This is a genomic window from Vibrio kagoshimensis, assembly GCF_050337535.1.
GTDB classification, from domain to species: Bacteria; Pseudomonadota; Gammaproteobacteria; order Enterobacterales; family Vibrionaceae; genus Vibrio; species Vibrio gallaecicus.
In genome coordinates this window covers 25,259-45,076 of record NZ_JAKJSZ010000017.1, presented here as the reverse complement: position 1 = coordinate 45,076, position 19,818 = coordinate 25,259, and the positions used below count along the sequence as shown (strand labels likewise).

15 protein-coding genes, 4 tRNA genes and 1 other annotated feature are annotated in these 19,818 nt (G+C 41.8%); of the genes, 13 read left to right on the top strand and 6 right to left on the bottom strand.

The genetic code is table 11. The features are described 5' to 3' along the window. Window position 1 precedes the first annotated feature (1 nt). Window positions 2-1,591 (bottom strand): anthranilate synthase component 1, encoded by a 1,590-nt coding sequence (locus tag L4C37_RS16210; RefSeq protein ID WP_429769175.1) that lies wholly within the window; start codon window positions 1,589-1,591, stop codon window positions 2-4. A 125-nt stretch (window positions 1,592-1,716) separates the two neighbouring features. After that, window positions 1,717-1,831 (bottom strand) — a sequence feature (Trp leader region). Beyond that, a complete protein-coding gene (gene trpL2, locus L4C37_RS16205) occupies window positions 1,778-1,903 on the bottom strand; it encodes a tryptophan operon leader peptide (RefSeq protein WP_004741253.1) in 126 nt (41 codons plus the stop codon). (Overlaps the previous feature by 54 nt.) 202 nt (window positions 1,904-2,105) lie before the next feature. On the opposite strand from trpL2, the gene rnm reads away from it, so the two are divergent. The 3 genes from rnm to rluB all read left to right on the top strand — a co-directional run bounded on the left by rnm (window position 2,106) and on the right by rluB (window position 4,828). After that, window positions 2,106-3,023 (top strand): RNase RNM, encoded by a 918-nt coding sequence (rnm, locus tag L4C37_RS16200; RefSeq protein WP_429769174.1) that lies wholly within the window; start codon window positions 2,106-2,108, stop codon window positions 3,021-3,023. Further along, window positions 3,020-3,643: an L-threonylcarbamoyladenylate synthase gene (locus L4C37_RS16195; protein WP_273295645.1), complete on the top strand. Its 624-nt coding sequence runs from the start codon at window positions 3,020-3,022 to the stop codon at window positions 3,641-3,643. Before rnm ends, L4C37_RS16195 begins: the two co-directional genes overlap by 4 nt. Window positions 3,644-3,796: 153 nt before the next feature. Beyond that, window positions 3,797-4,828, top strand: a complete 1,032-nt coding sequence (gene rluB, locus L4C37_RS16190; RefSeq protein WP_137372549.1) for a 23S rRNA pseudouridine(2605) synthase RluB — start codon at window positions 3,797-3,799, stop codon at window positions 4,826-4,828. A gap of 128 nt (window positions 4,829-4,956) precedes the next feature. Here rluB and L4C37_RS16185 read toward each other — a convergent pair whose 3' ends face one another. The 3 genes from L4C37_RS16185 to efpL all read right to left on the bottom strand — a co-directional run bounded on the left by L4C37_RS16185 (window position 4,957) and on the right by efpL (window position 6,489). Beyond that, window positions 4,957-5,448 (bottom strand): RNA methyltransferase, encoded by a 492-nt coding sequence (locus tag L4C37_RS16185; RefSeq protein WP_137372550.1) that lies wholly within the window; start codon window positions 5,446-5,448, stop codon window positions 4,957-4,959. 143 nt (window positions 5,449-5,591) lie between these two features. After that, the gene (locus L4C37_RS16180; RefSeq protein ID WP_429769173.1) at window positions 5,592-5,912 is read right to left on the bottom strand and encodes an HI1450 family dsDNA-mimic protein; all 321 of its coding nucleotides are present in this window, start codon (window positions 5,910-5,912) and stop codon (window positions 5,592-5,594) included. A 7-nt stretch (window positions 5,913-5,919) separates the two neighbouring features. Further along, window positions 5,920-6,489 carry an elongation factor P-like protein EfpL gene (efpL, locus tag L4C37_RS16175; RefSeq protein ID WP_372266221.1) on the bottom strand — a complete coding sequence of 190 codons (570 nt, stop codon included), beginning with the start codon at window positions 6,487-6,489 and terminating at the stop codon, window positions 5,920-5,922. A 137-nt stretch (window positions 6,490-6,626) separates the two neighbouring features. Between efpL and L4C37_RS16170 the strand changes: the two genes are divergently transcribed. Both L4C37_RS16170 and L4C37_RS16165 read left to right on the top strand, forming a co-directional pair. Beyond that, complete coding sequence (locus tag L4C37_RS16170; protein ID WP_429769206.1) at window positions 6,627-7,394, top strand: nucleotidyltransferase domain-containing protein; 768 nt, start codon at window positions 6,627-6,629, stop codon at window positions 7,392-7,394. 92 nt (window positions 7,395-7,486) lie between these two features. Beyond that, window positions 7,487-9,574 carry a PTS sugar transporter subunit IIC/EAL domain-containing protein gene (locus L4C37_RS16165; RefSeq protein WP_429769172.1) on the top strand — a complete coding sequence of 696 codons (2,088 nt, stop codon included), beginning with the start codon at window positions 7,487-7,489 and terminating at the stop codon, window positions 9,572-9,574. A gap of 32 nt (window positions 9,575-9,606) precedes the next feature. Here the strand turns inward: L4C37_RS16165 and L4C37_RS16160 are convergent, their stop codons facing one another. Then, window positions 9,607-11,970 carry a DNA polymerase II gene (locus L4C37_RS16160; RefSeq protein ID WP_429769171.1) on the bottom strand — a complete coding sequence of 788 codons (2,364 nt, stop codon included), beginning with the start codon at window positions 11,968-11,970 and terminating at the stop codon, window positions 9,607-9,609. 407 nt (window positions 11,971-12,377) lie between these two features. On the opposite strand from L4C37_RS16160, the gene uvrY reads away from it, so the two are divergent. From uvrY to L4C37_RS16120, 8 genes are all read left to right on the top strand, one after another. Further along, window positions 12,378-13,022: a UvrY/SirA/GacA family response regulator transcription factor gene (uvrY, locus tag L4C37_RS16155; protein WP_372266224.1), complete on the top strand. Its 645-nt coding sequence runs from the start codon at window positions 12,378-12,380 to the stop codon at window positions 13,020-13,022. Further along, window positions 13,022-14,854: an excinuclease ABC subunit UvrC gene (uvrC, locus tag L4C37_RS16150; protein ID WP_273296247.1), complete on the top strand. Its 1,833-nt coding sequence runs from the start codon at window positions 13,022-13,024 to the stop codon at window positions 14,852-14,854. The genes uvrY and uvrC overlap by 1 nt, the downstream gene beginning before the upstream one ends. 46 nt (window positions 14,855-14,900) lie before the next feature. Beyond that, complete coding sequence (pgsA, locus tag L4C37_RS16145) at window positions 14,901-15,458, top strand: CDP-diacylglycerol--glycerol-3-phosphate 3-phosphatidyltransferase (protein WP_137372557.1); 558 nt, start codon at window positions 14,901-14,903, stop codon at window positions 15,456-15,458. Window positions 15,459-15,718: 260 nt separating this feature from the next. Then, window positions 15,719-15,792: transfer RNA gene (locus tag L4C37_RS16140), tRNA-Cys, on the top strand. 36 nt (window positions 15,793-15,828) lie between these two features. Beyond that, a tRNA-Gly gene (locus L4C37_RS16135) sits at window positions 15,829-15,904 on the top strand. 80 nt (window positions 15,905-15,984) lie between these two features. Then, a tRNA-Leu gene (locus L4C37_RS16130) sits at window positions 15,985-16,071 on the top strand. 34 nt (window positions 16,072-16,105) lie between these two features. Continuing rightward, window positions 16,106-16,181 (top strand) — tRNA-Gly (locus tag L4C37_RS16125). Between the two features lie 715 nt (window positions 16,182-16,896). Next, window positions 16,897-19,812, top strand: a complete 2,916-nt coding sequence (locus L4C37_RS16120; protein ID WP_429769170.1) for a pyridoxal phosphate-dependent class III aminotransferase — start codon at window positions 16,897-16,899, stop codon at window positions 19,810-19,812. Window positions 19,813-19,818 lie beyond the last annotated feature (6 nt).

The window sequence follows — 19,818 nt, the reverse complement described above, 5'->3', positions numbered from 1 at the left end:
ATTACGACTCCTTCTTATTTGTTAGGTTTTTAGTATGAGCTGCTTGAATCGCAGAGATGACCGCTTGAGCTTTGCCGCGAGTTTCGTCAGCTTCTGCTTGTGGGTCTGAATCGAACACCACGCCAGCACCCGCTTGTACTTGTGCTATGTCATCTTCAACGTAAGCAGAGCGAATTACGATACAAGTATCTAAAGTACCTTCGCCGGTTAGGTAACCAACTGCACCGCCGTAGCTACCACGACGTGTTTTTTCTACGTCACGAATAAGCTGCATTGCGCGGATTTTTGGCGCGCCTGTTAGCGTGCCCATGTTCATACAAGCTTGGTAAGCGTGTAGCGCATCTAAGTCTTCACGTAGCTGACCAACCACACGAGAAACCAAATGCATCACATGGCTGTAGCGGTCAACTTTCAGCAGGTCTGCTACGTGGCGAGTGCCTGCTTCGGCAATACGTGCTACATCGTTACGCGCTAGGTCGACTAGCATCATGTGTTCCGCGTTTTCTTTTTTGTCGGTACGCAGTTCAAGCTCGATGCGGCTATCTAGGTCGAAATCGATTTGACCGTCAGGGCGCTTACCACGACGACGAGTACCAGCAATTGGGTAAATCTCAATTTGGTTGGTTTCTGTCTCGTATTTCAGAGCACTTTCTGGAGATGCACCAAACAGCGTAAATAGCTCATCTTGCATGTAGAACATGTAAGGGCTTGGATTGCTTTGCTTAAGTTCTTTGTAGGCTGCCAGTGGAGCAGGGCAAGGTAGCGTAAAGCGACGTGAAGGTACCACTTGGAATACATCGCCTTTAACTACGTATTCTTTTAAATCACGAACCGTTTGGCAGAAATCTTCGTCTGAAACGCTTGGTATGGCGTCAACGTTGTCGAGCGGCGTGACTTCTGTGATGGCTTTCAGTGACTGACATTGAGTCTGAATGTCGGCTAAACGGTCAGTTAATTGCGCTTTGATGCTGTCATCTTGAGCGAACAAGCTCGCATGAAGTAGGCCTTCGTTCTCTTGGTGGTCGAAACGTAATAGTGTTTCAGCAACGTAGAAAACAAAGTCAGGGCAGTTGTTGGTTGCTTCCGCATCGCCTAGCGGTTCAAAGTTCGCTACGATGTCGTAAGCAAATAGACCAGCCATGAATAAAGCGTGCTTGTTATCCGCATCTTGTTCAAAACTGTGTTGAACCAAACGCAGTGCATCGAAAGAAGAGGCTTCTCTTAAACGTGAGTCTTCATCTAATTCGTTGCTTGGTTCTACAAAAGTGAGCGTCAATACGTTACCAGTAAGGTCAGAGTTTATCTCTGTTTTAACGTTTTGGCTTAGGTGTTCAATGAGTGCTTGGCCGTTATTGGTGAGTGCTTGAAAAGTCACTTCATGCCCACGACATACAATACGAACGGCAGAGTCAATAAGGAGTAGGCTAGTTAAGTTTTGTTTAGACTCAATTTCAGCAGATTCCAGCAGTAAGCTGTCTGTTTTGTTTTCACATAAAGTGTGGAAAACGCTGGTCGGGTCTTGCGAATAAGGAACAGAAGTATTGATGACTTCAATGGTTCCCAGCTTTTTGATTTCAATGGCCTTGTTCACAAGACCTCCTTTATGATTCTTTAAATTTCCTGCCGTACATAGTCGCATAAAGATACCGTTCGCCCAATCTAGAATATGGTCAATTCGTTGATTTGTTAGTCAGTTGAATGTGAGATGTTCGACAAATTAAAAAGCCCGCTATGAAAGCGGGCTTAGTGATAACTTTTTTATAAACAAACTGTTTAATTAGAAGTACACATTGGCCCACCAAGAACTTGTCCAAGTGCGCCACCAATTAAGCTCTGAACTTGCTTCTACTGAAGAAAGTTCTAAAACTTTATCTTTATGGTCTTGGTTAAATTCTTGTAACATGGAGAACCTTAATATGTACACTTTGTATTTGTGTACTAGTTAACTAGTTTGTTGTTTTAAAGTCAAGCCCCAAAATGGCTGTTTGGCTTAAACTTTAAAGAAATGATTTCAAATCTGAAGTTAAAGGTATTGAGATTAAAAATTAAGTGTACTAGGTGAATAAGTTCACGATGCATGAAAATACAGAGCATAGAAAATATATATGAGAATTGACCTTCACAGTCATACTACCGCATCCGATGGTAGGCTAACTCCACCAGAGCTAATTGATCGTGCTTTGGGTTTTAATATTGAAGTGTTAGCAATCACAGATCATGACACCACCGATGGTCTTTCCGTCGCACGTGATTATATCGAAGCTAATCAGTTACCTATTCAATTGATAAATGGGATTGAGATTTCGACTGTTTGGCAAAACATGGATATTCATATCGTTGGTTTGAATGTTGACCCTGAATCACCTGAGCTAAAAGCTCTGATTGAACAGCAAAAACAGCATCGAGTGGGTCGAGCTGAGATGATCGCATCTCGTTTAGAAAAAGCCACAAGAGAAGGTGTACTAGAAGAAGTGAAGGAAATTGCGGGTGACGCGCCAATCACTCGTGCCCATTTCGCTAAGTGGCTTGTAGAGAATGGCTACGCAAAAACTATGCAACAAGTATTTAAGAAGTTTTTAACGCGTAACAATCCGGGTTATGTTCCACCAACGTGGTGCTCAATGAAAGATGCGGTTACCGCTATTCACGCAGCTGGTGGTCAAGCTGTCTTGGCACATCCAGGTCGATATGGTTTGACGGCTAAGTGGGAAAAACGATTGTTAACGGCTTTCGTTGAAGCTAATGGAGACGCAATGGAAGTCGCGCAGCCTCAACAAGCTCAACAAGAAAGACGCAAGCTAGGAGACTATGCTATACAATACAAACTATTAGCTTCTCAAGGCAGTGATTTCCATTATCCATCTCCTTGGATGGAATTAGGGCGAAATCTCTGGCTGCCTGCTGGGGTAGAAGAAGTATGGAAAGATTGGGAGTTTCATCCTGTTTCGTCGGAAACTTCACAGGATGAACTAGCTCCTTCTGATGATAGAGTCGAGAGACTCGATAATGAGGAACAAAAATGAGCCAGTTTTTTTATGTACACCCAGACAACCCTCAAGCTCGACTAATTAATCAAGCTGTTGCGATCATCCGAAGCGGGGGCATTGTTGTTTACCCAACCGACTCTGGTTATGCGTTAGGTTGCCAACTTGAAAATAAACAAGCGCTAGATCGTATTTGCCAGATACGTCGCATTGACGATAAGCATAACTTCACTTTGTTATGCCGTGATTTGTCTGAGTTATCACTTTATGCAAGAGTGGATAACACTGCCTTTAGATTACTAAAATCAAATACACCAGGTCCATACACTTTCATTTTCAAAGGAACGAAAGAAGTACCCAAACGTTTGATGAATGCTAAGCGTAAAACTATTGGTATTCGTGTTCCTGATAACAAAATTGCTTTGGACTTATTGGAAGCTATGGGTGAGCCGTTAATGTCTACCTCATTGATCCTGCCTGGTAATGAAGTGACTGAATCAGACCCTGAAGAAATCAGAGACCGTTTAGAGCATGTTGTTGATGTGATTTTAAATGGCGGCTACTTAGGTGAACAGCCAACAACTGTAATTGATTTCAGTGATGATGACGCTGTAGTTCGCCGAATAGGTTCAGGTGATCCGACTCCTTTTGAAGCTTAAAACTCGCTTTAATTCAGGTGTGCGGTAATCTCGTTGATGGTATAAATAACGAGTGCTTTTTTAACTAGCATTTGCGATAATGCGCGACCGCGATCTCAGTCGCGTCAAATTCATTCGACGTCTGTGAAGACGACAATTAGGTAAAAAGAGTAAATGAGCGAAAAATTACAGAAAGTTTTAGCAAGAGCGGGTCACGGCTCTCGTCGTGAACTTGAAACTTTGATTAAATCAGGGCGCGTTAGTGTTAACGGTCAAGTTGCAAAGCTTGGTGAACGCCTTGAAGATGAAAACTCAATCATTCGTATTGATGGTCATACTGTATCAGGCAAGGCATCTGAAGAAGTTGTTTGTCGAGTTCTAGCCTACTACAAACCGGAAGGTGAGCTTTGTACTCGCCATGATCCAGAAGGTCGCCGAACTGTATTTGATCGCTTGCCTAAAATCAAAGGTTCTCGTTGGATCTCGGTTGGTCGCCTTGATGCAAACACTTCGGGTCTTTTGCTTTTCACTACAGATGGTGAACTTGCCAACCGTCTAATGCACCCAAGCCGCCAAGTTGAGCGTGAATATTTGGTTCGTGTATTTGGCGAAGTGAACGAACAGAAAGTTAAAAATGTTACTCGCGGCGTACAACTAGAAGACGGCATGGCTCGTTTCGAAGATGTTGTGTACGCGGGTGGTGAAGGTATGAACCACACTTTCTACGTAGCAATTAACGAAGGTCGTAACCGTGAGGTTCGCCGTCTTTGGGAATCACAAGAAACGACAGTAAGCCGTTTGAAGCGTGTACGTTACGGTGATATCTACTTAGACAAGAAATTGCCTCGTGGTGGTTGGAAAGAACTTGATCTTACAGAAGTAAATTACCTACGTACGTTGGTTGAGTTAAGCCCAGAGAAAGAAACTCTGCTTGATCTTGACCCATCGAATACTTCTCGTAAGCGTGAGCGTTCTCGTAGTCAAAAAATTCGTCGCGCAGTTAAGCGTCATGAAGAACGTGCGAACGCACCGAAAGGTCGCAGCAATCAAACTAAGCGTAAGAAGCCAGCAACACGTGGCACAACTACGCCAGACTCTGGTTCAGCACCACAAGCGAATAAAGGTAAGCCTCAAGCAAACCGAAGTAAGCCTAAGCTGAATAATGGTCGCCCAGCGAAACCGTCTCAGCCAAGAACTCGCAAGTAGCTTTATTGCGCAGTAACGCTGCAGAACAAATAGTTATACTGCGTAAGAATTTAAAAACCTGCCGTTGAGCAGGTTTTTTTGTGCCTATCTAGTTTTTACTTATCACGGTATGCAGCACTTCTGCAGGATTAAGTCACTTTGATATGGTTTGAGAAGTTGTCACCTTTCGCCATGCGATCATACAAAATAACATTCACAGCCGCTGCCAAATTCATGCAACCATTGGTTGGAACGTAAATGGTTTCTTGGCAAAAGTCGGTGATTTCTTTTTTTAGGGTTCCATCTTCTGGACCAAAAATATAGAAAGCTCGAGGCGGGTGTTTGTAATCAGGCAAAGGTTTTGCGCCTTCAATGAGATCCACAGCAATGGGCACACAGCCTACAGGAATGATGCTTTTAAGATCATCAACTCCAATTAAAGGAAGCTCTAAGTGCTTTTCCTTTGTGTCGGTATGGAACTGTCTTGCGTGGTCGTAACGAGTACCAGTATAGAAGACAGAGTTTGCCCCATAACAGCCTGCAGCTCTCATTACGGAACCCACATTTTCAGGCGTTTTTGGATTGACTAGCCCTACACAAGCATAGCCTTTAGATAATGTATCTGTTTTTGCTTTAGTCATAATTGAATGGGAAGTTTGAGTGAATCATCACAGGGAGTGGGTAGTAAGCAAACACTAACCAAGTTATGGCAAGGCTAGTGTTTGAGGCAGTATTAACTTGTTAAAGCACTACCACCAAAAGAAGACTGATATCCGTTGACGAATCAGTCACGCTTCCATAGCATATGACAGAATTTATGTTCTGGGTCACGGCTAATAAGCATGCGTGCAAAAACATCATCAAGCACGTCATCATCTTCATTTACAAGACCGATACGCACTTCTGCGTATACTTCTTTGTCTACGTCAAAGCCAACATGCTCAGCCCAGTCGTCACCTGTTTCAACAAGTTCTGCTGCACCGCGATCTTCAAACTGAGCGGTGAATAGAATCACATCCGCAGGTTCTAAGTTATCTGGAGCCATTTCTAAAAAGATATCGTAAGCAGTATCTATAGCGTCGTCGTAAGACAATAAATCAGTCATGTTATTCCTAGCTTGCTCGGTTCATGTATTTGCGGTCAGTTGTGTTTACTACAACTTTGTCGCCTGTTGCAATGTACTCAGGTACTTGAACAGTTAGTCCAGTAGATAGTTTTGCTGGTTTAGTACGAGCAGAAGCAGAAGCACCTTTAATTGAAGGGTCTGTTTCTTCAATAACAAGCTCTACCGTTGATGGCAATTCCAGTGTTACTGCATTTCCATCAATTAAAACAGCAAGAATGCCTTGGGTATCTTCATTGATGAATAGTAGTTCATCAGAGATGCTTTCACCGTTAAAGATAAACTGTGTGTAATCTTCGTTATCCATGAAGATATACTCGTCACCGTCAACATAAGAAAATACAACTTGGCGCTTGGTAACATCAATAGTGTCAACGATTTCGTCAGCCTTGTGGCGAACTTCAGTTTTAACGCCAGTTGCTACATCGTTACCACGGAAACGGTAGATCTTTTGGCCGCCGCGGCCGCCTGGTGTTGTTACGTCGATATCTTTAACGATCACTGTTTTGCTTTCTACTGTGATAGCAAAACCTTTTTTAATTTCACTTGCTCTAGGCATTTTGTGTTTGTCCTTATTGGGTCTATCCGCTGATTATATCTCGGAGATGCTATAAATAGGAATAGCTTGAATCATAAAGTCACCTAAGCGATCATAGAGCCACAGTTAAATCATGATTTTATTTGCCGAAACGACCTATGCAGCTACCTGTTATTGACCCAACACAGCCATTTCAACCTGAATTCCAACCAGTGGTTAACGATCTTATTACCTTCTTAAAAGGTGGGTTAGGAACGAATCTCCACAGTGTTTATATTTATGGCAGCGTAGCAAGGAAAACCGCTCAAGTTGGCAAGTCTAACCTTGATGTTGTGGTCGTTACCCCTCGTAATTTTGATGACAACAAAACAACGTTGTTAAATACCATCAAGTGGCGTTTCCAAAAAAGCTTTCCGCAAGTTACCCAAGTATCAATCAAAACTGCGTTCGTGAAAGATATCGTTGACCTTGAAAGTATTTTTACTTGGGGCTTCATGCTTAAGCATTGTGCAGTGTGCGTTCATGGTGAGGATTTGTCTGATTGTTTTGGGGATTTCGAAACCAGTTGGGAAATTGCAAAACACTGGAATATGGATGTTGAAGATTGGTTAGCGGTTTATCGAAATAAAATTGCGCGTTCAACATCGCCAGAGCAACAAGTGCAGGCTCAAGTTGTGATAGCAAAAAAGCTGTTACGAGCGAGCTATTCACTCATCATGTATCGTGACCGAGGGTGGTATGAAAACCCAATTGAATGCGGACAGCAATTCTTAAAGTATCATCCTGATAAAAAAGTTGAGGTAGAGAGGCTAGGGATCTTACTTTCAGGACGAGTAATTCCCAAACGGTCAGTGATTGGCATTCTTGATGGGTTCGGTGAGTGGCTTGTTAAGCAATACAAAAAAACGGAATTTAGAATAGGTTAAATAAATTTACTTTAGAAACTGATGACAACAAGACATGACAAGTGCTTTCTATGTGCTAACTTTTAAAAAGGTTAATAAACAAAGGGAATTGCATGCGTCTGATTGGAAAGAAGACTTTCTCAGCAGAAATAAGCTTCGATAGCATCGTCACTAAGTATTTATTACCTTCCCTTCAAGCTTTACGTGAAGGGATGATTTGGTTATTGCCCTGCTTGATGTTGTCTTCATTTGCCTTGTTTTTCGGTAGTATGGGTGAGTTTATTTATGGAAGACGAACGGCATGGGTAACCATTTTCTATGAGTTTCATGATTCGATAGCTGCCCTTTTTCCATACTTAATGACTGCTGCTTTATCTTATGTATTAGCCATGCAGTGGAAGCTTCCTCGGCCTCCCATGGCTTTGTTATCTATTGTTTACCTTGTCTCTGTTGGGGTTATTTTACCTGATGAAGGTACATTGCTTACCTTTAATATCATTATCGCCATCCTTACTCCTCTTTATTCGATTCCTTTACTCGCCTATCTCGTCACTTTCAATAGTTTGAAAATTACCCGCTCGAATAGCGGTGGAAAAATAGTTAAAGAGTCCCTTAATCTACTTCTTCCTGCACTTATTACTGGCGGTGTGGTGATTTGGTTTAATGGTTTGGTTTTTGAGCTAATTTCTTCCACCCAGATGTTGTCTGGCATGTCATTAGATTATGCTAACGAGCCATATTCATTTGGGGTTATTTTTGCGGCTCTGAACTCTGTTTTATGGTTCGTTGGTATTCATGGTTACTACGCACTTTTACCTTTAGTTGATCTTCTCCAAGAATCGAGCGACCTTAATTTTTCAACGATGCTTGCCGGGGGAACCGGCCCCTATCCTATGAACCTTTCGTTTATGGGAGCTTTTGTTTTCATTGGTGGAAGTGGTTCAACTCTGTCTTTAGTGCTTGCTTTGCTTATCTTCTCAAAGCAAAGGGCGTTGCGGGTGATAGCATTGGCTAGTATTCCCATTGGGTTGATCAACGTAAATGAAATACTGCTTTTTGGTCTACCCATTATTTTTAATCCAAGATTATTTTTACCTTTCTTAATTGTACCAATCACCAACGTTTGTGTTTCATTATTCGCAATTTCTTCAGGATGGGTGGCTTCTCCTAGCGTATCTGTTCCATTTAATAGCCCTATATTAATGAATGCTTGGATAGCAACAGATGGCGATTTCGCTGCGGTTTGTCTACAAATCTTTAATGTATTGGTAGGTGCGATTATTTACTTACCTGCGGTAAGGGGACTCAACCGTCAATATGGAAATAGAATGATTCATTTCCCATTTTTAGATACCACTTATATGCGTAGGCAAGAAGAAGCCGAAATGTTGACTGATGACCCTATTGTTTTAAGTCAACAAGCTGAAAAACATGCACTTCAAGTTGAGGAGCATTTGGAAGTAATCAGTAACAAAGAGTTTTGCGTGGAATACCAACCACAAATTTCTCACCTCACAGACAGTGTGGTCGGTTGTGAAGCATTGATAAGAGCAAAAGATGACTATGGGAATATTATTTATCCAGGGGCATTCTTACCGTGGTTTGAAAAATCAGGGCTGATGAAAGATGTGGATTTGTGGGTGTTCAAGCGGGTTGTGAGCGATATTCATGAGTGGAACAAAAAGGGGATTTATATACCTGTGAGTATCAATATCACTCCACAGTCATTAGTCGATGAAGAAGTGATGACTAAGATAGTTCACGCAATTGCTCCAGTTGCTAAGCAAATTCATATAGAAATCACAGAAGAAACATTGCTGGTGGATGAAGTAAAACTATCCGCATCCTTTAATCGATTACAAAACCTAGGGGTTAAGATACATATTGATGATTTTGGAACTGGTTATTCATCTCTGAGCTATTTAAATCGCTTTAATATCGATGCGATTAAAGTTGATAGATCGTTTGTACTCGCTTTGAACAACGATAAAGGTGAGAAAGTCTTCTCTAGTCTTCTTTCTATTGCCAATCAACTTGATTTAAAAGTCGTGGTAGAAGGAGTAGAAACAAAAGAGCAACTTGCATACATTCCTGAAATACCAGATATTTCGGTTCAAGGCTGGTATTTTTGTAAGTCTTTAAGTAAAAACAAGTACCTAGAGTATTGCAGTAGTAAGCATACTAGAGCCACCGCTAGTTAGTAGGTGGCGCAGACTTTAGACCTCGGGGGTGATTAGAATAAACCTAGTTGTTGACCGCTGAGCCTTTCAAAATCTAAGTCGACAAAAGGGAGTATTGCGTCAGCGACAGGTTTAAGTTGTTTATCAATGTAATGTTGATAATCGATAGTGTGCTTTAAATACTCTTTTGGTTCAGGACCATTTAAGGTTATCAAATACTCAATCCTACCTTTGTTTTGATATTGCAATGGACGACCTAATTGGCTGTTTATCTCGTCAGCCATACGCGCCGCTCGTACTTGAGGCGGGATGTTTTTTTGGTATTCATGCAGTTTTCGTCTCAACCTTTTTTGGTAGGTGAGCAAATGGTCATGCTCACCCGCGGCTGTCGCATCGACAAAGCTTCGAATATACTCTGACGGGTCTTGGTCATGGAAAATCATCTCATATAAGTGTTGTTGAAATTGCTGGGCAAGAGGTGTCCAATCTGTTCGGGCACTTTCTAAACCTTTAAAAATGATTCGTTCAGCATCACCTTCTCCAATCAAGCCTGCATAACGTTTCTTAGAACCCGTCTCAGAACCACGGATGGTTGGCATCAGAAATTTTCTATAGTGAGTTTCATATTCCAATTCTAAAATTGACGTTAGATTGAACTGAGTTTTTAAATGTGAAGTCCACCACTCATTAATGTAGCTAATAAGACTTTCACCTACTTGGTCGGCTTGTTTCTGGCTATAGCTTCCATTCAAAGAGACAAATGTTGAGTCAGTATCGCCATAAATGACTTGGTAGCCCTTTTCCTCTATGAGTACCTTTGTTTGCTTCATTATCTCGTGTCCACGCATGGTGATAGATGAAGCTAAACGAGTATCAAAAAACCGGCAACCTGATGAACCTAAAACCCCATAAAAGGAATTCATGATTATTTTTATCGCTTGAGAGAAAGCTTTCTCATTGTTTTTCTTTGCTATGTCTCGTGCAGCCCAAAGATCTTCGATCATCTGCGGAAGGAAATGTTTATCTCTATGAAATTGACCGCCCCTAAAACCTTGTACGGCTTTGTTTTCTTCAGGACCGACTTCCAGCTTTAATCCCTCGATTAATCCCATTGGGTCAATTAAAAAAGAGCGAATAATGGAAGGGTAGAGGCTTTTAAAATCGAGAACTAAAACCGAATCGTATAGATTCGGGATGGAATCCATTACATAACCACCAGGGCTGGCGATCCAGTTTTCCGGTGCGAGGTTAGGTGCAACATAACCAGCACGATGTATTTGTGGCAGATAAAGATTAGTAAAAGAAGCGACAGATCCTCCCACTCGATCAAGTTCCACACCTGTTAACCTTGTGCGCTCAATAGCAAAATCGAGCAGGTGTGTATGCTCGAAAATACGGTTTACTAATACGCAGTCTTGCAGGTTGTACTTTGCGAGAGAAGGCTTGTCATGTTTAAACATTCGGTTAATTTCAGCCATGCGGTCATGAACATTATGAATGTCTTTACCTTCCCCAAGAAGCTCTTGGGATACGGATTCTAGGGACCAAGAACGAAAATGGTAAGTCGCTGTTTTGAGAGTGTCGATTCCATCGAGAACCACTCTTCCTGGAATGGTTATGAAGCCTTGCTGATTCTGCGCGGACGTTCTAAAAAAACTTGGTTGGTTATCTCGACCAATTTTGAGCTTTACATTGTTCCATTCTGCACGTTTGTGTAGAAGCTGGAAGTCGAAATCAATGACGTTCCACCCAATGATGACGTCAGGGTCAAAAGTGAAAAACCAATCAACCATGGCTTCTAATAATGCTTTTTCATCTTTAACCCACTGAATGTTTGTCTCTGCAGTTTGAGCATCGCCAATCATAATCACTCGGCTATCCATTGGGCTGTCTAAACCCACAGAATAGAGAAGCCCTTTTTCTGAACACTCAATATCTAAAGAAACAATAGTCAAAGAAGGTAAGTAATTACCTGAACGGGACTTCACGTCAGAAAAGCGGGTATGCCTGCTTTTAGTTAATGGCTGTCCAGTGAATTCAATGCTGCCTTTAATGAAGCGCTCCATTAAGTATCGATCAGCAAGGCGGATATCACTCTCATAAGTCATGATATCTTCATTATGTAAGCGTTGAGATAAGGCTATGGCTGAACGATTTAACAAAAAATAACACGCTGCAAGTGGCTTTTGCTCGAAGGTTGATAGCTTAATCTCTTTGATGGATAGGTGTATGTTTTCTTCATCAGCTAACTTTCGGCAGCTTTCAATATCGCTTTGTTCAATGAAAAAAACGGGCTTTTCTTCGAGAATGGTTAGCAGAGTCGGTCCATTAGGGGTACTTAGCCAGAGGTCTATATGCGTTTTACCTGAGAAATCGCGTGCTTGCCTGGTGAGTACAAATCCTTCATGAATATTCAAATGCTGTAACCTGATGGGGGAGTGACGGCTGGATAATATCATTTCGTGTTTTGATTACACAGGTTCGAGAGACTTAAAGGCGAACTGTTTTTATTGATCTGACCTTTTAATTTTTTAGGGAAGCTTATATCAGATGCGAAAGACCATAAATTGGTATTGAAAATATCATTATCTTGTGTAATTTTAGTGCTTGTATGATTAACTAGTTGCTTATCATAAAAGCTACTTCATAGAGCTTTTATTTATAAATAAGTTCTTGCTAAAGTTTGCGTTTGGGCACATATTCAGAGTAAGCTTTTATAACAAAATAAGTTAATATATACAGCTATGCTGCGATCCACTTTTATTTTAGTTAAATAAAATACTCTGGTGGTTGCAGAGCCAATTAATAGTGTGGAGATACAAGTTTGATAAATGTTTTCCTTGTAGATGATCACGAGCTGGTTCGCACAGGGATACGACGTATTATTGAAGACGTCCGTGGAATGAACGTAGCAGGGGAAGCTGAAAGCGGTGAAGATGCAGTAAAATGGTGTCGTAGTAATCATACGGACGTCATTTTGATGGATATGAACATGCCGGGTATCGGTGGTTTAGAAGCAACGAAGAAAATTCTTCGCTTCAATCCTGATGTTAAAATCATTGTTTTAACTGTTCATACGGAAAATCCGTTTCCAACTAAAGTGATGCAAGCTGGAGCCGCTGGTTACTTAACCAAAGGCGCTGGTCCTGATGAAATGGTGAATGCGATTCGCGTCGTAAATAGTGGTCAACGCTACATATCACCGGAAATAGCGCAGCAGATGGCACTTAGCCAATTTTCTCCTGCGTCTGAAAACCCGTTTGCCGACTTGTCGGAACGTGAACTTCAAATCATGATGATGATTACAAAAGGTCAAAAGGTAACGGACATTTCAGAGCAACTCAATCTAAGCCCTAAAACAGTGAATAGCTACCGCTATAGACTGTTCAGTAAGTTAGACATCAGTGGTGATGTAGAACTTACCCATTTAGCGATTAGACACGGAATGCTAGATACTGAGACCTTGTAGTGACAACAACGTTTGACTCAGTTTCATTCCTGAAAACAGTAACAGAACAGCCTGGCGTTTATCGAATGTATAACGCCGAGGCTGTTGTTATTTATGTCGGAAAAGCTAAAGATCTCAAAAAACGCCTCTCCAGTTACTTTCGTAAAAAAGTAGATAGTGAAAAGACACGCGCACTAGTCAGTCACATTTCAAAAATTGATGTCACTGTCACTCATACAGAAACCGAAGCCCTCATTCTAGAACACAATTACATTAAGCAATATTTGCCTAAATATAATGTGTTACTTCGTGACGATAAATCTTACCCTTATATTTTTGTTAGTGGTCATAAACACCCTAGGTTGTCTATGCATCGTGGAGCTAAAAAGAAGAAAGGGGAATATTTTGGTCCGTACCCTGACTCAGGGGCAGTTCGAGAGACATTACACCTTATTCAAAAAATATTTCCTGTACGCCAGTGCGAAGACACGGTTTATGCAAATAGAACCCGACCATGTTTGATGTATCAAATTGGACGATGTGCTGCGCCTTGCGTCAGTTCTATCATCTCAGATGAGGAATACGCCGAGCTAGTTAACTATGTACGTTTGTTTTTGCAGGGCAAAGATAGCCAGGTTTTGGAAACACTTATCGAGAAGATGGATAAAGCTAGCCGTGAACTGCGTTTTGAACAAGCTGCCACTTTTCGGGATCAAATCCAAGCGATTCGTCGTGTTCAAGAACAGCAGTTTGTTTCTGAAGACACCATGGAAGATATGGATGTTTTGGGTTTTTCTCAAGAAAATGGCATTGCTTGCATTCATATTTTGATGATTAGGCAAGGCAAGGTTTTAGGTAGCCGAAGTCATTTCCCTAAAATACCGAACAATACGGTTCGAGAAGAAGTGTTCGAAAGCTTTTTAAGCCAATATTACCTGGCGCATAATGAATCTCGAACCATACCTACTCGTCTGATTCTTAATGATGGGCTTATCGATAATGTGAAGCCTCTTCAACAAGCGCTAACAGAAGTCGCAGGTCGGAAAATTCATTTTCATACCAACCCTTCAGGGACTCGTGGGCGTTATTTAAAACTCTCTAATACTAATGCTCTGACGGCAATCACAACCAAGATTAATCATAAAATGACGATTAACCAAAGGTTCAAAGAGTTGCGTCAAGTGCTGGGTATGGATTCTATTACACGTATGGAATGTTTTGATATTAGCCATACCATGGGTGAAAGCACTATCGCATCATGTGTTGTGTTTAACCAAGAAGGTCCGTTTAAACCAGAATATCGACGTTATAATATATCAGGTATTACTGGAGGCGATGACTATGCAGCTATGGGACAAGCGTTGGAGCGCAGATACTCAAAGCAGCTAGAAGTCGATAAAATTCCAGATATTATTTTTATTGATGGTGGTAAAGGGCAGCTTAATCGAGCTCATGAAATCATTTCACGCTATTGGGATGATTGGCCGAAACGACCAAGGATGATGGGTATTGCTAAAGGTGTTACACGTAAACCTGGTTTAGAAACTCTGATCACTCTAGAAGGAGAAGAGTTTAATTTGCCAAGTGATGCACCGGCTTTGCACTTAATTCAACATATCCGAGATGAAAGCCATAACCATGCAATTGCAGGTCATAGGGCCAAACGTGGAAAAACGCGTAAAACAAGTGCTTTGGAAGGTATTGAAGGCGTAGGTCCTAAACGTCGACAAGCTCTATTAAAAAATATGGGTGGTTTGCAAGAATTGAAGCGTGCAACTGTTGAAGAAATAGCCAAAGTGCCGGGCATCAGTCATTCTTTGGCAGAAAACATTTATCAAGCATTGAAACAATAGTAAAAATCCCGCACCATAAACGCGCAATGAATAAGAGCCTAATAATATGCGTTTGAATATACCGAACATTTTGTCGTTACTGAGATTATTCCTGATCCCAGTATTTGTTGTTGTTTTCTATCTTCCTTATGGGTGGGCGCCATTTGCAGCAGCAATGGTCTTCTGGGTCGCGGGTTTTACCGATTGGCTAGATGGCATGCTTGCTCGAAAGTTAGGTCAAACCTCTCGTTTTGGCGCGTTCATAGACCCTGTAGCGGATAAAGTATTAGTCGCAACGGCTCTTATTTTAGTGACTGAACACTATCACTCTATTTGGATTACCATCCCAGCAGTTACGATGATTGCTCGCGAAATTATTATTTCGGCATTACGTGAATGGATGGCTGAAATCGGTAAGCGAGCTAGCGTTGCGGTTTCTTGGGTTGGTAAGGTAAAAACAGTTTCTCAAATGTTCGCATTGTGGGTGCTTATTTGGCGCCATGATGATTGGATGATTTGGGTAGGATACGGAGCGTTATATATCGCTACTATCTTAACTTATTGGTCTATGGCGCAGTATTTAATGGCAGCCAAAGATGATTTGCTGGACGAACAACATCATTAGTGAAAAGCGAGCTTAGGCTCGCTTTTTTATTTTGGAATAAAGACTCAACGAACTCTAGTAGAAAAGTGTGATCTGTATCTATCTTGTGGCTATGTATAGAGGCTTTTCTACAAGTAAACTCACTAATTTAAGTGCTTTAGTACAAAATCCGTTCAAACGATTCGAAATGATAAAATTAGTGTTGACTCAAAGGCTCGAATCCGTAAAATGCATCCCGTACCCAAGAGGAAGGCATTAAGCAGTTTGATTGGTGTTACTAAGGCGCCTTGGCAGAGTGGCTATGCAGCGGATTGCAAATCCGTGGACCTCGGTTCGACTCCGGGAGGCGCCTCCATTATCTACTTCTTAAATTATGAGAAGTGAATAATTTGCGATACTAGCTCAGTTGGTAGAGCGCAACCTTGCCAAGGTTGAGGTCATCGGTTCGAACCCGATGTATCGCTCCAAATTTTGTAATGTTGATTGGCTTCGGCATTAAGATGGTGTTTTACTTTTCAGTAATCGGCATCGCAATAAAGAATTGCGTGCCCTGGTGGTGGAATTGGTAGACACAAGGGATTTAAAATCCCTCGGCGTTCGCGCTGTGCCGGTTCAAGTCCGGCCCGGGGCACCATCTATTAAAGTCTAAACTTGATAAGTTTAGCAATGCGATACTAGCTCAGTTGGTAGAGCGCAACCTTGCCAAGGTTGAGGTCATCGGTTCGAACCCGATGTATCGCTCCAAACATTAAACCTCGTCAGAAATGACGAGGTTTTTTTGTATCCGTGGTATCCATTTTTAATATTCCCATTTCTATGTTTTTGCTTCGTAAACTCAATAGCTCTGAGGAGCCTAGTGAATAACGACGGCGCCCTTGAGGTTTTACTACATATAGTGTCCATTGAATTTAGTAATGCATGCCTGCTGGATGGATAGCTTGACTGAATATGACATTGAAGTTCACTCCGACCCTCTATTTTTGTTTAAATAACCACCAAAAAACTTGTATTTATAAACCTGTTATTAAAAAGTATTGATCGTTCATTTCAATTTATGATATTTTCCTGCGCAATCTCGGGTAAGTTAATCACTTTCTGGGGGATACGCGTAATGACCATTCAAGCTGATTGTGACATTACGTAGGGTAGGTATCAGCTAAGCCTTTAGTTGATAGACGGGATACTTATGGTGCAGTGTCACCATGTTAATGGGAAACCCAACATTGAATTCACTAAAAACAACATTGCTAATCAGCTTTACACTTCCAGCACAGGCAGCGCTGCATAACTGCCCGATCCTTCAAAACAGTAGTATTACTGAACCTTGAAACTTCGCTAAAAATTTATCCACCACCCGGTGACTAATTTTTCGTATTAGCTCTTAGCTAATGCGCGCGTTTTGCTATTCTTCATTCTCCTGTTGTTGAGAATGGAGCGATAATTGTTCCAAGGTAAATCTATGACAACTGCCTTTGAAGTCGATAGTAATACTATCGCAAACTCTTTTTCTACTATGGTTCCAATTGTTGAAGGAACCTATGATTTAACGCCTGATGCCATTTTATTGGAGCAAGAGCGTAACGAATCTGATGTACGTTCATACCCAAGGCGCCTTCCGATCGCGATTAAGCGAGCATGTGGGGTGTTGGTGGAAGATACGCGTGGTCAGATCTTTCTCGATTGTCTTGCAGGTGCCGGTACGCTTTCATTGGGGTATAACCACCCAGAAATTAACCAAGCATTGAAAGACCAATTGGATTCAGGTCTTCCATATCAAACACTCGATATTACGACACAAGCTAAAGAAAACTTTATCCAAAAGGTAAAGGCGTTTCTTCCTAGCGACTTCTCAGAGAACTCAGTACTTCAGTTTTGTGGTCCCTCAGGTGCCGACGCTGTTGAAGCCGCAATTAAACTGGCCAAGCAGAACACTGGTCGTAATACGATGTTTGCTTTTCGTGGTGCTTACCACGGCATGACCAACGGTACTATGGGCATGATGGGCAATTTAGGTACTAAAGAGCGCCGTAGCGGATTGATGTCCGATGTGCACTTTATGCCTTTCCCGTATAATTTGCGATGCCCATTTGGTTTAGGTGGTGAAGCCGGAGCAAAAGCTAGCATCCGTTATATTGAACGCATGCTGAACGACGATGAGTCAGGCATCATGAAGCCTGCAGCGATGATTGTTGAACCAGTGCAAGGTGAGGGCGGAGTAATTCCAGCTCCAGCGTCATGGTTACAAGGTCTACGCCGTATCTGTGATGAACACGGTATTTTATTGATTTTCGACGAAATTCAATGTGGTGTTGGTAAAACAGGTTACCGATTTGCATTTGAAGAGTCGGGGATTAATCCTGATATTTTATGCTTGTCTAAAGCCATTGGTGGTGGTCTTCCAATGTCATTGCTTGTGTTCGATAAAAGCATTGATACGTGGAAAGCGGGTGAACACACAGGCACATTCCGTGGCAACCAACTGGCAATGGTATCTGGTGCTAAGGCTTTAGAGATCATTGAACGAGACAATTTGGTAGAACACGCGAATATAGCAGGTCAGTATTTGCGCCATGGATTGGAAAAAATCCAATCTCGCGTGGACTGTATTGCTGAAGTTCGTGGTAAAGGCTTAATGCTTGGTGTTGAGATTCAGCAAGTAAATGGTGAGTTGAATAAGTTTGGTGAGCCGAAATCAGACGGTGAACTTACATTAGTTATTCAGCGAGCGGCATTAGAACGCGGTTTAATGGTTGAAAAAGGTGGGCGTGATGGCTCTGTGATCCGTTTCTTACCGCCAATGATTATCTCGTTTGAACAAATAGATTTTGCATTGCGAGTAATGGAAGAAGCCATTCTTGCTGTCGGTGGTGTTTTGCAAGAAAGCACCGAATCAGGAAGTGAATGGAAGAAACATTTCATTCAGACTGGTGTAAACGGCAGCGATGAATTTGCACAGGTAATGAACCACACAACTCAAGCAATGAAGTCAGTGTTTGAGCAAGTCGATGCTCCTTACTCAGGGCTTGATCCAAAAGTGCTGGAAGCGGCAATCAATTCTGTTGATCTTGATAACAATCAAAGTTCATTAGTTGATGTCGTGGGGAATACTGCAGATCTTATCGCTAAAAATTCTATTTTCGTACAGCACCCTGACTGTATTGCCCATTTGCATACCCCTCCTTTGATGGCTTCTGTGGCTGCTGAATCTATTATTGCAGCACTAAACCAATCTATGGACTCTTGGGATCAAGCTTCTTCAGCGACGTATGTTGAACAACGTGTGGTCGATTGGATGTGCGAAAAGTACGAATTAGGTGATCAATCTGACGGCGTATTCACCAGTGGAGGTACTCAAAGCAACTTAATGGGTTTGTTACTTGCTCGGGATTGGATTGCGGACAAAGTGAGTGGTCACTCAATTCAGAAGCATGGGTTGCCTGAATATGCGAATAAATTGCGTATCCTATGCTCTAAAAAGTCTCACTTCACTGTGCAAAAATCCGCATCTTTGTTAGGATTGGGCGAAAATTCAGTATGCTGTGTTGATGCTAATCCAAATGGCACGATTAAAGCTGATTTGCTAGAAGCAGAAGTTCGTCTATTAAAAGAGCAAGGACTAATACCTTTTGCTGTAGTGGGTACTGCTGGTACAACCGATCATGGTGCTATTGATGACCTTGACGTGATTGCAGATATCGCAAATCAGCAAGACCTCTGGTTCCATGTGGATAGTGCATACGGTGGTGCGCTTATCTTAAGCAGTCACAAAGGTCGTCTAAAAGGCATCGAAAAAGCAGATTCAGTGAGTGTCGACTTCCATAAACTGTTTTTCCAAACCATCAGCTGTGGCGCTGTTCTGCTGAAAGATAAAGCTAACTTTAAGTACCTACTGCATCACGCAGATTACTTGAATCGTGAACATGATGAGTTGCCGAATCTTGTCGATAAGTCTATTGCAACGACCAAACGTTTTGATGCACTGAAAGTCTTCATGACGATGCAAAATGTAGGACCAAAGCAGTTAGGTGAGATGTATGATCACCTTCTTGAGCAAACACTGCAGGTCGCCGATCTTCTTCAGAAACATGATGATTTTGAACTGCTTGCTGAGCCGTCTCTTTCTACTGTGCTATTCCGGTTTGTACCAAGCAATGGGCAATCAGAAAGCAACGCGATTGATTTGGATAAACTGAATCAAACACTAAGACTGGAGGCGTTGACTCGTGGCGTTTCAGTACTTGGCGAAACGGTCGTTGATGGTAAAAGTGCGCTGAAATTCACTATCTTGAATCCGTGCTTAACGACATCAGATTTCAAATCTCTAATTAACAAAATTCAAACTCTAGCCATTGAGCTAGCTGAACAACAAGGGTAATTAATA

What these genes read in the sequence shown, in the direction of transcription:
- trpL2 (WP_004741253.1), bottom strand. Translation starts at nt 1,903, where the DNA reads ATGTTACAAGAATTTAACCAAGACCATAAAGATAAAGTTTTAGAACTT.
- rnm (WP_429769174.1), top strand. Translation starts at nt 2,106, where the DNA reads ATGAGAATTGACCTTCACAGTCATACTACCGCATCCGATGGTAGGCTA.
- L4C37_RS16195 (WP_273295645.1), top strand. Translation starts at nt 3,020, where the DNA reads ATGAGCCAGTTTTTTTATGTACACCCAGACAACCCTCAAGCTCGACTA.
- rluB (WP_137372549.1), top strand. Translation starts at nt 3,797, where the DNA reads ATGAGCGAAAAATTACAGAAAGTTTTAGCAAGAGCGGGTCACGGCTCT.
- L4C37_RS16185 (WP_137372550.1), bottom strand. Translation starts at nt 5,448, where the DNA reads ATGACTAAAGCAAAAACAGATACATTATCTAAAGGCTATGCTTGTGTA.
- L4C37_RS16180 (WP_429769173.1), bottom strand. Translation starts at nt 5,912, where the DNA reads ATGACTGATTTATTGTCTTACGACGACGCTATAGATACTGCTTACGAT.
- efpL (WP_372266221.1), bottom strand. Translation starts at nt 6,489, where the DNA reads ATGCCTAGAGCAAGTGAAATTAAAAAAGGTTTTGCTATCACAGTAGAA.
- L4C37_RS16170 (WP_429769206.1), top strand. Translation starts at nt 6,627, where the DNA reads ATGCAGCTACCTGTTATTGACCCAACACAGCCATTTCAACCTGAATTC.
- L4C37_RS16165 (WP_429769172.1), top strand. Translation starts at nt 7,487, where the DNA reads ATGCGTCTGATTGGAAAGAAGACTTTCTCAGCAGAAATAAGCTTCGAT.
- pgsA (WP_137372557.1), top strand. Translation starts at nt 14,901, where the DNA reads ATGCGTTTGAATATACCGAACATTTTGTCGTTACTGAGATTATTCCTG.
- L4C37_RS16120 (WP_429769170.1), top strand. Translation starts at nt 16,897, where the DNA reads ATGACAACTGCCTTTGAAGTCGATAGTAATACTATCGCAAACTCTTTT.